Source organism: Hyphomonas sp. FCG-A18 (genome assembly GCF_045287255.1).
Classification (GTDB): Bacteria; Pseudomonadota; Alphaproteobacteria; order Caulobacterales; family Hyphomonadaceae; genus Henriciella.
This window is the reverse complement of the sequence record NZ_CP137142.1, coordinates 2,049,037-2,062,918: the sequence shown is the minus strand read 5'-3', so window position 1 is coordinate 2,062,918 and position 13,882 is coordinate 2,049,037. Positions and strand designations below refer to the sequence as shown.

Sequence of the window (13,882 nt, the reverse complement as noted above, 5' to 3'; positions counted from 1 at the left end):
GTGTCTTTATCAGCGACTTGTCCTATACAAACAACCCGGATCGGGCAATCACCGCTCGGTAGGATAATGGGAAAGGCTGACTCGATGCGCAAGTGGCTGATCATTCTGGCAATTCTGATCATTGGGGTTTTGGGGGTGCTTTGGTGGCTCGGGAACTCACTCGATAAACAGCGCCCGGCAGATGGCGAAGTGCGCATGGAGATTGAGCATGTTTTCTAGGACGCTTCTGACATGCGCAGCGCTATTGGCTTTGCCTCTGATGGGGCAGGCGCAGGTCGAGAGCGAAGGCATGAGTGATATCACGGCCTGGGGCGCGCGGTATCTCGAAGCGAGTGAGGCAGAGTTTCCAACGCGGCTTTGGCAGGGATCGAGCGATGAAACCCTGCTCGCGCTGATGAAACAGGTAAACACGACCCGGATTACGCCAGCCGAGCGGAAGCTGTTGCGCCGGGCGATTCTCTCGCCTACCCGAAGACCCACTGGCGATCTGGCCGATGAGCTGCTTGCAGAGCGCGCCCGTTTAATGTTGGCTCTAGGGGAAGCCGAAGCGGCGTCTGAGCTTGTACCACGCCTGGAGACCGAAGCGCGCGGTATCGATGCTGAAGCGTTGGCGATTGATCTGGCACTGGCGCGGGGTGATGAGCTGACAGGTTGTCGGCCAACCAAAAGTGCTGCGCGTATGCCAGATGGCATGTACTGGATGAAGCTGCGCGCTGTGTGTGCAGTTTTGGAAGAGAATTATGCGCGCGCGGAATTCGCCATGGAGCTGGCGAGTGCGCAGGGGCTTGATGATGACTGGTTCATCAGTGCGATCTTCGCAGCCTCCGGAGATACGCCCAACCCACCGAATGCCCGGTTTGATACAGGATTGAATATTGCGCTTTCGGCCAAAGCTGACCTTGATCAGTCGCGGATCACAACCAGTTCTTCACGGCCTGATCTTGCCGCAGCCGCGGCCCAGCGTCCCGGTATACCCCCACAACTTGCCGAACGCTTTGCGAGTATTGCCGCCGAGGTTGGCTTGCTGAGTGTTGAGGACCAGCGCCGCATTTTGATGGCGCGTATGGATGAGGCTGAGTTTACCCCGGCCAATGCCATTCAGGCGGTGATTGCCTCTTTCCGCGATCCTCTGAACCTGCCTTCTGAACAGGCGCGCCAGCTGGATCAGGCCCTGCGCAATGCTGCCAGCGGCGATCTTGCGCGGATAACCAGCACCTCTCAGCTTTTGCTGCCTGAGTTAAGGGCTTTGCCAAGAATTCCGGAAACAGCGCCGTATGCTTTAACTTTTGCTATGGCCGCGTTGACGGCTGGCGATCATGAACTTGTGCAAACCTGGTTAGGCGCCACAGAGTTTGAGGGCTTGCAGCCTCCGGATCCGTTTGCGGTTGCGCGACTTGAAGCGCTTGATCTGATTTCTGGCGGCGATAACTCCCGTGCTTCTCAGGCCTCGGTTCAGGCGCGATTGATCGCTGCTGCTGAGAACGGCGAGCAGAAAAGCGAAGCAGCCCATTTGCTGACGCTCTGGCAGGGATTTGGTTTGTCTTTAGGCCCTGAGGCGCGCGCTATGATTGGCACGCATGGTCATAGTGGTAGACGGTTATCTTCTGGCAAACTGACAGAGCTTGAGGCGGCGGCGCAGGCAGGGGCCGTCGGTGAAACGGTCCTTCTGGTTCTATCAGCAACGGATCGAGATCCGGGCACACTGGCTGCAAGGGACCTTGCCGAACTGATACAAGCATTACGGCGTGTCGGGGCAGAGGATATCGCTCAGGACCTGGCGATTGAAGCAGCTAATCTCTGGGTGGAGTAAGTGCTTGTCTTGCCCAAGCGGCAAGTACGCTATGTGCTGCTTTCAATGATCATTGGAGGATAGAGCATGGCCATTCAAACCCGCGTGACAGAGATGCTCGGCATCGAAAAGCCGATCATTCAGGCCGCCATGGGCTGGATCGCACGGAGCCAGTTATCCTCTGCTTTCTCTAATGCGGGCGGGATGGGCATTATAGAAACCAGCTCCGGCGAGCTGGATGCGATTCGCGAAGAGATCATCAAGATGCGTGATCTCACTGACAAACCATTCGGAGTGAATGTGGCACAGGCTTTTGTGCGCGACCCTAATATTGTTCAGTTCATCATTGATCAGGGCGTAAAATTCGTGACCACGTCTGCGGGTGACCCGATGAAGTATACAGGCATGCTGAAAGAAGCGGGCCTGACAGTCTTCCATGTTGTGCCGAGCCTCAAAGCCGCATTGCGGGCGATTGAAGCCGGCGTTGATGGCCTGATCGTTGAGGGCGGGGAAGGCGGCGGCTTCAAGAACCCAAAAGATGTCGCCTCAATGGTGCTGATCCCGCAGGTCTGCGAAGCCGTTGATGTTCCGGTCGTTGCGGCGGGTGGCATCATGGATGGCGGGACAATGGCAGCAGCTTTTGCGCTTGGGGCGGAAGGGGTTTTGATGGGGACGCGTATCCTGTCGAGTGCCGAAAGCCCGGTTCACCAGAACTGGAAAGATGCCATCGTGGAGGCTGATGCGACAGATACTGTCTTCCTGAATCGCGATGGTCCGGGCCCAGCTTTGCGCGCGCTGCGGACCGAGCGCACAACCCGGATTGAGAAAGAAGGTGTTGAGAATATTTTCGGCGAATTTGCCGGAACTCAGGACGTTTACTTCGGTGGAAATCTGGAGGCCGGCATTGCCCTGACGGGGCAGGTGGCCGGACGCATTAAAGGCGTTCGCCCTGTTGCGGACATCCTCAACGAGACCATGGATCAGTACCAAGAAACGGTCGCGCGTTTGAGCGGAGTACTCTTGTAACACGATACCCCTAGGCCAATCGGCTGAAATCTGGTTAAACCCTCGGCATATTCATGCAGAGGAAACCCCAATGACGGTAAAAACCTTCCTTCTCGGTGGTGTTGCGGCCTTCGCCTTGACACTGACAGCCTGTGACAGCGTTCGCGCGCCGGGCAGCGGTGATGAGACCGCAAGCACAGAAACTGCGACCGATGCTGCGGTTGAAACCGATACACCTGAAGTCGGCATGAGCGAAGCTGAGCTGGCCGCGAACCCGCTCTTGCAGGATTGGGAGACCCCTTATGGTGCGCCACCCTTCTCGCAAATCAAGGCTGAGCATTATATGCCAGCTTTCAATGCAGCGGTCGCTGAACTGGAAGCTGAGATTGATGCCATCGCTTCAAGTGAAGAGGCCCCGACCTTTGAGAATACCATCATTGCGATGGAGAAGTCTGGTGAGAAGCTGACGCAGGTCCTGCTGACTTTCTCAAACATTTCCGGAACGGAAAAAGACGACGCGATTGCTGAGATTGAAGGGCAGATCTGGCCAGCTTATTCAAAAGTCGCTGACTCGATCAATTTTAACGAGGCGCTTTTTGCCCGTGTAAAAGCGATCAAGGACTCCTCAGCCTCTGCAGAGCTTGGCGAGCAGGAAGCCCGCCTTCTTGAGCTGACCTATCGCCAGTTTGAGCGCGCTGGTGCGAACCTGTCGCCAGAGATCAAGGCGCAGGTCACCGAGATTAACGCCGAGATTTCAGCTCTGACCACGCAGTATGGTCAGAACCTTCTGAATGCGACCAAGGCATTCCGGATTGAGGTCACTGATGAGGCAGACCTTGCGGGTCTGTCAGATAGTTTTAAAGCGGCGCTAAAGGATGGCGATAAGTGGGTACTGACGGTTGATCGCTCTGTCTATGAGACCTTCATGACACAGTCGGAGAACCGTGACCTGCGTAAGCAGATGTTTGACGGGTATCGCCTGCGGGCCAATTCAGGTGAACTGGACAATGGCGCGATTGGCCTGAAGGTCGCGCAATTGCGGGCCAAGCGCGCTGAACTGCTCGGCTATAAGAACCATGCTGAGTATGTCCTTGAATACAATATGGCGAGAACGCCCGAGACTGTTGAGAATTTCCTCATCCGTGTCTGGCAGCCGGGTTTGGCCCAGGCCAAGCAAGAGCGCGCCGAAATGCAGGCTATGATTGGCGACGAATTCACGTTCGAAGGTCATGACTGGTGGCATTACAGCGAGAAGGTTCGTCAGGAAAAGTACGCCTTTGATGACAATGCTCTTAAGCCGTATTTCGAACTGGATGCGGTCAAAAAGGGTGCCTTCGACATGGCCGAGCGTCTGTTCGACATCACCATGACGGAAGTTGAGGTTGAAGGCTGGAACCCTGTCGTGCGATCCTTCGATGTGACGGATAATGAGACCGGCGAACATCTCGGCCTGTTCATGATGGACATGTACGCGCGCGACTCCAAGCGTGGCGGTGCCTGGATGAGCACCTATCGCCCAATGTCCAACTATGATGATGCCGACGAAGTGCGTCCAATCATCACGAATAACATGAACCTCATCACACCGCCGGAAGGGGAACCAACCCTGATGCGGTTTGCTGAAGTGGAAACCCTGTTCCACGAATATGGTCACGGTTTGCACGGCCTGATCACACAGGTGAAGTATCCAACCTTCTCCGGTGTTGATGGTCCTCGTGATTATACCGAGTTCCCGGCTCAAATCCTTGAGCACTGGGCGGGTGCTCCGGAAATGCTGGCCGAGTACGCCCTGCATTATGAAACCGGCGAGCCAATTCCAATGGAGCTCATCGAGAAGATGAATGAAGCCGCGAACCATAACCAAGGGTTCCGCACTACTGAGTTTATCGCTGCGTCTCTGCTTGACCTTGCCTGGCATACGCTGAGCTATGAGGAAACGATGGCGATCACGGATCCGCGTGAGTTCGAAGTTGCTACGCTTGAGAGCTACGGTCTGATCCCGGAAATTGAGCCACGCTATCGCTCAACCTATTTCAGCCATATCTTCTCTAGTCCTCTTGGCTATTCGTCAGGGTATTACGCTTATCTCTGGTCAGAAATTCTCGATGCAGACGGTTTTGAAGCCTTCCGTGAGGCAGGCGACATCTTTGATCCGGAACTGGCCGGAAAGCTGAAGAAATGGGTCTATGAGTCTGGCGGCTTGCGCCCGGCTGATGAGCTTTACCGCAATTTCCGTGGCTCTGACCCGACCATTGAGCCGCTGCTGCGCATTCGCGGCTTTGATACCGGCGAATCTGAAGGCTAAGCCTTCCGAGTGAGCACAATTCAAAAAGCCCCTTCTGTTTTCGGAAGGGGCTTTTTTACGCGTAGCCAAACAGGTGTCATCTGGCTTAACTGCGCGAAATGATCTGGAGATGAGATAATGCGTTTGGGACTTGGGGCCGCGCTATGCGGCGTGGTTGTATTTGGCCTGACAGCGTGCGGGAGCGGTTCTGATGCGCCGGGCTTTAATCACGGTGCGACAGTGGGGCTGACCAAGGCCCTGAGCGCAGATGACTTGGAGGGGCGCGGGGCCGGGACTGAAGGGAATGCGGCGGCGCGGGCATTGATTGTTGAGCGTATGAAAAAGCTGGAGCTAACGCCAGTTCTTGGGCGGTATGAACATGCTTTTACCTATGGGCCCTTCCGGACGCCAGAAGGGGAGGATGCGGTCCCGGATAAGCCAGGAATCAACGTGATGGGCGTGATCCGGGGCAGTCAGCGAACAGGTCTCGTTATGGTCGTGACCGCCCATTACGATCATCTCGGCATCCGAGAGGGTGAGATCTATAATGGTGCGGATGACAATGCGTCAGGCGTGAGTGGTATGCTGGCCATCGCGGATTATTTTAGCCGTAATCAGCCAACCCATGATGTTCTCTTCGTTGCGTTTGATGCCGAGGAAGATGGCTTTGGCGGCGCACGTGCCTTCATCGCGGAGCCGCCCGTACCGCTTTCAGCTATGGCCTTTAATCTCAACCTGGACATGATTGCCCGCGGAGATAATGGCATCCTGTGGGCGTCTGGCGCGTCGCATTGGCCAGCGCTAAAGCCAATGATTGAAGAGGTTGCGACCGTTGCGCCTGTGACATTGAGTATGGGGTTTGATAGCGGTGATGGGCGCGCTGATTGGACGCTGTTATCAGACCATGCGGTATTTTTCCGGGCTGGAATTCCGCATCTGTATCTCGGTGTTGAAGACCATCCCGACTATCACAAGCCGGGGGATGATTTTGATAAAATCGATCAGGACTGGTTCCTCGACTCTGTCGAAACGGCACTGCGTCTTGCGATTAAAGCCGAGGAAAACCTGCCTGATCTTTATGCCATGAAGGCGGACTAGGCTGCCTCTGTCAGCATTTTGTAAATCTCGTCCTTGAGCGTCATACGCTGCTTGCGCAGCTCGGATTCATGGACCGGGCTGGCCGGTTCGACATTGGTCTCGATCCGGTGAATTTCGCGATTGATCTCGTGATACTCATCGGCGAGGCGGGCAAAGTGGGCATCGCTGGTTTTCAGCGCGTGCATTTGCTCTGTCAGGTCCGGGAATTCCTCGGCCAGTTCGTGAGGGGTATTTGACATTTAGCGTCCTCCATATCTGTCCTGCATATGTGAACGCTGAGGGCAGAAATGGTCACTAAGGAGATGCCCGTAGCCGCTGTGCTTAGTCGACTTTATTCATGTAGGTTGGCAGCCAGCCTTCATGGGCCTCGCGGAGGCGGGAGAGGGGGAGTTCGATATTCAATGGGCCGCCAGCATCACAAAAAATCAAAATGTTCAGTTCTTCGGCTGAAAACCAACCAGATTTCAGCTTTTTGCCACTTACAGGGACTTGGGTGCGCTTCGCCAGTTCAAGAATTTGTTTATGTTGGTCCTTGCTAGCGGCTGCCAGATAACATCCGGTCGCTTCCCCAAAAAGCGCACGAGAGTAGTAGGCTCGCTCTTTCCAGCCATCCGGAAGAATGACACCCTCTGACATCCAGTTTGTAACATTGCAACCGACACCCAGCCCGCTCGCCAGCGCCATTTCGGTAGCGGCGCAGGCGATCCCACCATCGCTGACATCGTGGACGGCATTGACCAGCCCTTGTTCAATAAGGTTGCGGACAAAATCCGCATTGCGCTTTTCGGTTTCCAGATCGACAGGCGGTGGTGGGCCTGCCTCTTCACCATCGAGGCCGAGAATCTCCCGTGCATAAAGCGAGGCACCGAGATGACCTTTGGTCTCGCCGATCAGGATCAGGACATCGCCCGGCTGCGCGCCTTTCAGGGTGGAAATCTTGTCGAGGTTTTCGATCAGACCAACGCCGCCAACCACTGGGGTGGGGGGAATGCCTATGCCATCGGTTTCATTATAGAGACTGACATTGCCTGACACGACCGGGAAATCGAGCGCGCCGCAGGCCTCTGCCATGCCTTCAATCGCCTTGACGATCTGGCCCATGACTTCCGGACGCTCCGGATTACCGAAATTGAGGTTATCCGTGATCGCGATCGGCTTTGCGCCGACTGCGGAGAGGTTGCGGTATGCCTCCGCCACAACTTGCTTACCGCCTTCATACGGATCGGCGGCGACATAGCGTGGGGTGCAATCTGAAGTGATAGCGAGGGCTTTATTGGTGCCGTGAATGCGCACAATCGCGGCATTGCCTTGTGACTGAGAGCTATCAATCGTGTCGCCCATCACGTGGCGATCATATTGCTCCCAGATCCAGCGTTTGGAGGCCATATCCGGGCAGGACATGAGCTTTAACAGCACTTCGCCATAATCTTCCGGCTCTGGATATTTTGAAATATCGAGCGGCGCGCGCTTTTTTGGCTCAACCCATGGTCGATCATAGTTCGGGGCATCCTCGGCGAGCGGGGCAACCGGAATATCACAAACCGTTTCGCCAAACTGTTTGAGGACCATACGCCCGGTATCAGTAGTCATCCCGATGACTTCGGCATCAAGGTCATACTTTTCGAAAATCTGCTTCGCCAGCTCGATCTTGTCCGGATAGAGCACCATGAGCATCCGCTCCTGGCTTTCTGAAAGCATGATTTCATAGGCGCTCATGCCGGTTTCACGTTGTGGGACTTTATCAAGGTCCATCTCAACCCCGATGCCCTCGCCATTCTCGCCGCCACTATCGGCCATCTCAACAGAAGAAGAGGTAAGGCCCGCCGCGCCCATATCCTGAATGGCCTGGATGGCATCGGTTGCCATTAGTTCGAGGCAGGCTTCGATCAACAGCTTCTCTGTGAATGGGTCGCCAACCTGCACGGTTGGGCGATTATCCTCGTCACCTTCAGAGAATTCAGCAGAGGCCATGGTCGCGCCATGAATGCCATCGCGCCCGGTCTTTGAGCCGACATAGAAGATTGGATTGCCGGGCGTTGCGCCGCGGGCATAGAAAATCTTGTCCTGATCTGCGAGGCCGACCGCCATCGCATTGACGAGGATGTTGCCATTATAGCCTTTATGGAATTCGGTTTCGCCCGCCACAGTCGGGACACCGACACAATTCCCATAGCCGCCAATACCAGCCACGACGCCTTCCACCAGACTGCGGGTCTTGGGATGGTTTGGATCGCCAAAGCGAAGCGCATTCACCAGCGCAATCGGGCGCGCGCCCATGGTGAAGACATCACGCAGGATACCGCCGACACCCGTTGCGGCTCCCTGATAGGGTTCAATATAAGACGGGTGGTTATGGCTCTCCATTTTGAAAATGGCGGCTTGCCCATCGCCAATATCGATCACGCCCGCATTCTCACCCGGCCCCTGAATGACATGCTCATTTTTGGTCGGGAATTTGGACAGATGACGACGGGATGACTTGTAAGAGCAGTGCTCCGACCACATCACCGAATAGATGCCCATTTCGACCAGATTGGGATCGCGGCCAAGGCGGGTGACAAGGCGGTCCCACTCCTCAGCATTGATGCCGTGTTCAGCCGCATCAGCGGCGGTTTGCGTGGCCTGCATGGCGGCGACGATCTCAGCAGCGAGAGAAGCGGATATATCTGTCATGGCCGCCCTTTAGCGCGCCGCAGCTGGATTCGCCAGCCTGATAATGCGCTTGTTTAACGCTCGCCGAGATAGGTCCATCGCCGCAACACTTCTTCGAGTGGGCCGCGCTTGAACTTGGTGCGCCAGACACTGGTGAATGAAATGCTGAACAGGGCGACGGCTAAAGCAATCGCGATACAGGTCGCAGCGCCATATTGCTCAAATAAACCAAGACCATAGGCGTTAAAGATCAGAGAGAGGAGCAGGCCTTGCATGAGATAGGCTGTTAGAGACGCTGTCCCCCCGCGGGCCAGGAAAGTCTTGACCGTACCGCCCGGTGTTTCCGCCCATTTGGCGATCAGACCGAGATAGCCTGCGGTCGAGAAGGGCGCACCAAGCATGATCAGGGTCATACCAAGCATAGTTTTGACATCCATGAAGCCACCGCCCTGAACTGTAAGCCAGGCGCCATACCCGCTGATCAGGACGCCAATTGGCAAGAAGATATGACGACAACGCTTCCAGAAAGGTGCAGACGGATTTGAGATCGTTCCACGTCTGACAGCAGAAAGGCCGAACATGAAGAAGGCGAGGGCACCGACACCCTGCATCATCATACCGAACGTGATGACGCCGCCCCATTCAATGAAACGTTGATGGATCGTGTCGACAAAGCTGCCAGATCTGAAGGCTTCAGCGGCGGTTAAACCTTGTTCGTATATCGTCGGTAGTTCGCTGGTATAGCTTTCAGGGTCGAAGGTTGCCCACATCCATATGCCTGCCGCCATGAATGCTACGAGCAGCACCTGAAACGTATATAGACCAATACCCCAACCACTTAGTGTGCGGGCGCTGGCATTCCTGAACAGGAACAGGATGCTGCCGAGAATGGCATAGATCACGAGAATATCGCCCTGAAACAGGAAAGCGATATTCACGAATCCAAAGGCGAGAAGGCCAAGAATGCGTCGCCAGTATCGCCCGGAAAAGCCAACGCTGCGTCGCTCAGCCGACTGGATCTGATAAGCAAAACCAACGCCAAACATGAAGGCAAACAAGGTGTAGGATTTCATCAGGAAGAAGGCGTTGACGATCCAGAACGCCCCCTGATCAATCGGCGTATCAAGGCCGCCAATCGAATATCCCGTCATGAAGGGATAAGCAATGACACCGACATTGACGAGGGCTATGCCAATCAAGGCGAAAGCCCGTGCCAAATCGGGAAACACTTCGCGTCCGGCATTCTGGGTTTCACTCAGGTAGGTCATGATTGGCCCCCAAATCGACTTATCCTTTGGTTAGAGGTGACGATTTTGCGGTATTGGTCAAGTTAGGGCAATCGCCCCTGATTCGCTCAAGCGCCGTTTTTCCTGTATCTTCGGGCCTGAGAGAGGATAGAGGGAGGAAGACTATGCTCAGACTCATTGTGCTTTGTGCGGGCGTAATTTGCCTTTGGGCGTTGATCAATGGTCAGGCCAATGCAGAGGTTCAGCGTCACTGTAGCGGCTATTACTACATGGACCTTGTTCAGGAGAATGGAAAACCTGTTCAGCGCGGCAATGGCTTTAACTTCGGAGATTACTCGGCGGTTGGTTCCTGCGGCAACACGGTCAAAAATCGCTGTCGTGAACGCGCTCGTAATAAACTGCGTGCCTGTTATCGTGATCATTGGAAAGCACGTTGGGATCGTACGCGCCCGATCTCCTGCACGCAAAGCAAGGGGGTAAAGCGTTACGCTTTAAACGACCTCAAGAAACAAATGGAAACGATGGTCTGCTGTGATGGCGAGAACAGAGGCCGCAGCAGCACAGTTGTTGACCTTTATGGTGTCACGCATGGCGATAATGGGTGCGGCGCGAAGATCGTTCGGAAGACTTTCAAGAATGTCAGTGATTTGCGGACGCAAACGCTGCTTAGCGAAGGTTACAAGATGGACTGTACTGACATTCGCAAAAAGTATTGCCCAGGCATGTTGCCTAAGCGCGCAAATTAAATCGCGCCAATCAGACTTTCGAATACGCCAAGACCATCAGTGCCGCCCTCATGGCCGCCAATGGCGCGCTCTGGATGAGGCATCATGCCCATAACCCGGCCATTCTTGCTCAACACGCCAGCAATATCGCGGGCTGAGCCATTCGGGTTGTCGACATAGCGGAAGGCAATACGGCCATCGCCTTCGATTTGGTCGAGCGTGTTCTCATCGGCAACATAGTTGCCGTCATGGTGCGCGATCGGGATCGTCACCTCACTTGTGCCGGCATAGGCACTGGTAAAGGCACTATTGGCGCTTTCAATTTTAAGGGTTTGCGGCTTGCACACGAAGTGCAGGCTGGTGTTCCGCATCAGAGCGCCGGGCAGCAGGCCCGTCTCGCACAGGATCTGGAAGCCGTTGCAAACACCAAGGATATACCCGCCACGCTCGGCATGGGCATGCAGCTGGCTGATGACTGGGCTGTTGGCCGCCATTGCGCCCGTGCGCAGATAATCGCCATAGCTAAACCCACCCGGAACCATGACGAGGTCGGTATCCGTCGGGATGGTTCCATCTTTATGCCAGACCATAGCAGGGGCTTTCCCTGTGGCCTGTTTGAGGGCGACCTGCGCATCCCGGTCACAATTGGAGCCGGGGAAGACGATGACAGCAGTTTTCATGGTCTCTCCTTGGATGGCTGGCCTTTAGCAGGGAGTCGCCCCCTTTGGGAATAGGGTTCAGGCGGTCAGTGTGAGGACGGCCAGACCAACGAAGACAATAAGGCCCATACTGAAGCGCATAATCATGGCGCGGCGCAGGCGTTGTGTCTCTGGATCAGTAGCAACACTCGCATTTAGAATCTGTCCAAACATATTGGTATTGGATGACCCAGTGCCGGGAGTGCGCGTGGGCTGAGAGCGCTTCTCGATCTTGTGAGACAGGCTGACCGCTGACACGAAGAGCACCAGCGCTATCAAAGCCATAACGCCTTGTGTGATGAAAGTGGCGGTCATGCGATATCCATTCTTATCTGTCTCAAGTGTAAGGCGAATCTGCTTGATAACGTGCATGTAGGGGCAGATATTGGTGGGGAAAAGGAGATTGCGATAATGCGTTCTGCTCTGATTGGTCTTGTAACCCTATCGATACTGCCTGCCTGTTCGACGGTGGCAGGTGTCGGCAAGGATGTCAGCGCCCTTGGCCGCGGCATCACGCATGTCTCAGATGAGGTTCGCGAAGAGGTCTTCGTTTCCCGTAACCAGCCCCGCTATGTTGAGATGCGCTATCAGTCTGAAGGTGAGCCAACAGTAATTGTGCGGCAGGCTTGCGACCCTTATGCGACGCAATTGCGCGGTGGACCGGACCTTCCACCCTGCCGAACAATTGATTATCGTAACTAAGCTACGATCTAAGGAGTTCCTGATGAAAGCTATTCTCGCTCTACTGCTCGCCCTACCTGTTCTGGCCGCCTGCAACACGATTGCCGGTGTCGGCAAAGATGTTGAATCGGCAGGTAAAGTTGTCAAAGACACTGCCGAAACCGTTCAGGAAGAGATCAGCGACTGATCGCTTCTGGTTGACGCTTGAGCGTTGAGCGCGCACATCGCCAACCATGTCCATTTCACACACCTATCGCGGCAACGCCCCCTTGCGCTTGAACAAGTGGATGGCGGAGCTTGGCCTCTGCTCCCGGCGTGAGGCCGAGGCTCTTATTGCTGCTGGTGTTATCCGGGTTGAGGATGAGACGGTTGAGCAGCCCGGACACAAGATTGAACCGGGCCAGACGCTGACGATCAATGATGCTGGCGCGCGCGCGATTGCAGGTAAGTTTACGGCTGTCCTTAACAAGCCTGTCGATTACGTCTCAGCGCAGCCTGAGGATGGACAGGTTCCTGCTGTCCGCCTGCTAAAAACGGCAAATGCTGCGGATGGTTCAAAAGGTCCGGCTAAGGATGCCAGTCTGGCCCCGCTTGGACGTCTTGATCAGGATTCGCATGGGCTGCTCTTGCTGTCCGAGGATGGGGTGCTGGCCAAGGCGATTATTGGGCCGCAGCACACACTCGAAAAAGAGTATCTGGTGAAGGTCACAGGAAAGATCACGCCGGGCAAGCTGACTCTGCTGCGCAATGGCCTGTCTCTGGACAATCGCAAGCTCAAATCAGCCAAGGTGACACAGGAAGAGGGGCAGACTTTGCGTTTCATCCTGAAGGAAGGCCGCAAGCGCCAGATTCGGCGGATGTGTGATCTTGTCGGTCTGAAAGTGGTTGATCTTCTGCGTTTGCGCATTGGGCCGCTTGAGATGGGTGATTTGCCAGAGGGGCAATGGCGGTCGCTCACCTCAAAAGAGCGTGCAGAGCTAATCGCCGCCAGCCTGCCAGAAAAGCCTAAACGCCTGCGCGATGAGGATGGCAAACCCGTGCGCAAGGGGCGTAGCTTTGTTGGTAAAGGGGGCGCGAAGCCGAACCGGGAGCCGCGCCGTAAGGGCGAGGACCGCCCACGCGGGCAAGGCAATGGCTATAAAGGCAAAGGTACAGGACGTCCGCCGCGGGCCAAACCGCCCGGCAAACGGCCCAGCTAGTCATGTCGAAAGTCCGCTCAACCATCGCGACAGGATTGTTGAAGGCTTATAAGCTGACTTTATCGCCTGTTTTCGCGCTCTTTGGGGCGCGCTGTCGTTATCATCCAACCTGTAGTGAGTATGGCGCTGAATGCCTGCGCCGTCATGGCTTTTGGGCCGGGTTCTGGATGACGCTTGCGAGATTGCTCCGTTGTCGCCCCGGAGGGAATTCAGGGATCGATCCGGCGCCGGAAACCAAGCCTACAGTTCCGTTCTGGGCTCCGTGGCGCTACGGCGATTGGCAGGGGCCACAAAATGATCAGCATTGAAATCTTAATCTGACAATGGCATATCGCCGAATATGAGTTTTGAGAGACTATATCTGACGCAGACAACTGCGCTGACCCGGCGAACCCGCCGGGGTGTCCGGCTGGCTGTTTGATCCACCGGGATCAGGCGCGTCGCGGCATCCTTAATCATCCTCGTATTTCAGTAACAATTCGCACATAAAGACAGTGTTGACGG

The 13,882-nt window shown here is 55.4% G+C and carries 15 protein-coding genes; 10 read left to right on the top strand and 5 right to left on the bottom strand.

Going from position 1 to position 13,882, the window contains the following annotated elements:
* Positions 1-84: 84 nt before the first annotated feature.
* The 5 genes from RYZ27_RS10270 (at position 85) to RYZ27_RS10250 (ending at position 6,176) form a co-directional block, all read left to right on the top strand.
* A complete protein-coding gene (locus RYZ27_RS10270) occupies positions 85-219 on the top strand; it encodes a hypothetical protein (RefSeq protein ID WP_406679414.1) in 135 nt (44 codons plus the stop codon).
* Positions 209-1,810: a hypothetical protein gene (locus RYZ27_RS10265; RefSeq protein ID WP_406679413.1), complete on the top strand. Its 1,602-nt coding sequence runs from the start codon at positions 209-211 to the stop codon at positions 1,808-1,810. The genes RYZ27_RS10270 and RYZ27_RS10265 overlap by 11 nt, the downstream gene beginning before the upstream one ends.
* 66 nt (positions 1,811-1,876) lie before the next feature.
* Complete coding sequence (locus RYZ27_RS10260; RefSeq protein ID WP_406679412.1) at positions 1,877-2,815, top strand: NAD(P)H-dependent flavin oxidoreductase; 939 nt, start codon at positions 1,877-1,879, stop codon at positions 2,813-2,815.
* 70 nt (positions 2,816-2,885) lie between these two features.
* Positions 2,886-5,099 (top strand): M3 family metallopeptidase, encoded by a 2,214-nt coding sequence (locus RYZ27_RS10255; RefSeq protein WP_406679411.1) that lies wholly within the window; start codon positions 2,886-2,888, stop codon positions 5,097-5,099.
* Between the two features lie 117 nt (positions 5,100-5,216).
* Positions 5,217-6,176 carry a M28 family peptidase gene (locus RYZ27_RS10250; RefSeq protein ID WP_406679410.1) on the top strand — a complete coding sequence of 320 codons (960 nt, stop codon included), beginning with the start codon at positions 5,217-5,219 and terminating at the stop codon, positions 6,174-6,176.
* Here RYZ27_RS10250 and RYZ27_RS10245 read toward each other — a convergent pair.
* From RYZ27_RS10245 to RYZ27_RS10235, 3 genes are all read right to left on the bottom strand, one after another.
* A complete protein-coding gene (locus RYZ27_RS10245; protein WP_406679409.1) occupies positions 6,173-6,415 on the bottom strand; it encodes a YdcH family protein in 243 nt (80 codons plus the stop codon). The genes RYZ27_RS10250 and RYZ27_RS10245 overlap by 4 nt on opposite strands.
* 82 nt (positions 6,416-6,497) lie before the next feature.
* Positions 6,498-8,849 (bottom strand): phosphoribosylformylglycinamidine synthase subunit PurL, encoded by a 2,352-nt coding sequence (purL, locus tag RYZ27_RS10240; RefSeq protein WP_406679408.1) that lies wholly within the window; start codon positions 8,847-8,849, stop codon positions 6,498-6,500.
* Between the two features lie 53 nt (positions 8,850-8,902).
* On the bottom strand, positions 8,903-10,096 hold the full coding sequence (locus RYZ27_RS10235; protein WP_406679407.1) for a DUF418 domain-containing protein: 1,194 nt from the start codon (positions 10,094-10,096) through the stop codon (positions 8,903-8,905).
* Between the two features lie 143 nt (positions 10,097-10,239).
* On the opposite strand from RYZ27_RS10235, the gene RYZ27_RS10230 reads away from it, so the two are divergent.
* A complete protein-coding gene (locus RYZ27_RS10230) occupies positions 10,240-10,821 on the top strand; it encodes a hypothetical protein (RefSeq protein WP_406679406.1) in 582 nt (193 codons plus the stop codon).
* Here the strand turns inward: RYZ27_RS10230 and purQ are convergent.
* Both purQ and RYZ27_RS10220 read right to left on the bottom strand, forming a co-directional pair.
* Positions 10,818-11,480 (bottom strand): phosphoribosylformylglycinamidine synthase subunit PurQ, encoded by a 663-nt coding sequence (purQ, locus tag RYZ27_RS10225; RefSeq protein ID WP_406679405.1) that lies wholly within the window; start codon positions 11,478-11,480, stop codon positions 10,818-10,820. The two genes, RYZ27_RS10230 and purQ, sit on opposite strands and share 4 nt — an antisense overlap.
* Before the next feature lie 57 nt (positions 11,481-11,537).
* A complete protein-coding gene (locus tag RYZ27_RS10220; RefSeq protein WP_406679404.1) occupies positions 11,538-11,813 on the bottom strand; it encodes a hypothetical protein in 276 nt (91 codons plus the stop codon).
* 96 nt (positions 11,814-11,909) lie between these two features.
* Between RYZ27_RS10220 and RYZ27_RS10215 the strand changes: the two genes are divergently transcribed.
* Genes RYZ27_RS10215 through yidD form a run of 4 tightly spaced genes read left to right on the top strand, consistent with a single transcriptional unit; the run spans position 11,910 to position 13,686 of the window.
* The gene (locus RYZ27_RS10215) at positions 11,910-12,200 is read left to right on the top strand and encodes an entericidin A/B family lipoprotein (RefSeq protein WP_406679403.1); all 291 of its coding nucleotides are present in this window, start codon (positions 11,910-11,912) and stop codon (positions 12,198-12,200) included.
* Between the two features lie 22 nt (positions 12,201-12,222).
* The gene (locus RYZ27_RS10210) at positions 12,223-12,366 is read left to right on the top strand and encodes an entericidin A/B family lipoprotein (RefSeq protein WP_406679402.1); all 144 of its coding nucleotides are present in this window, start codon (positions 12,223-12,225) and stop codon (positions 12,364-12,366) included.
* A gap of 46 nt (positions 12,367-12,412) precedes the next feature.
* Positions 12,413-13,378: a pseudouridine synthase gene (locus tag RYZ27_RS10205; RefSeq protein WP_406679401.1), complete on the top strand. Its 966-nt coding sequence runs from the start codon at positions 12,413-12,415 to the stop codon at positions 13,376-13,378.
* A gap of 2 nt (positions 13,379-13,380) precedes the next feature.
* Positions 13,381-13,686, top strand: coding sequence for a membrane protein insertion efficiency factor YidD (gene yidD, locus RYZ27_RS10200; RefSeq protein ID WP_406679400.1), 306 nt, complete (start codon positions 13,381-13,383; stop codon positions 13,684-13,686).
* Positions 13,687-13,882: the final 196 nt, after the last annotated feature.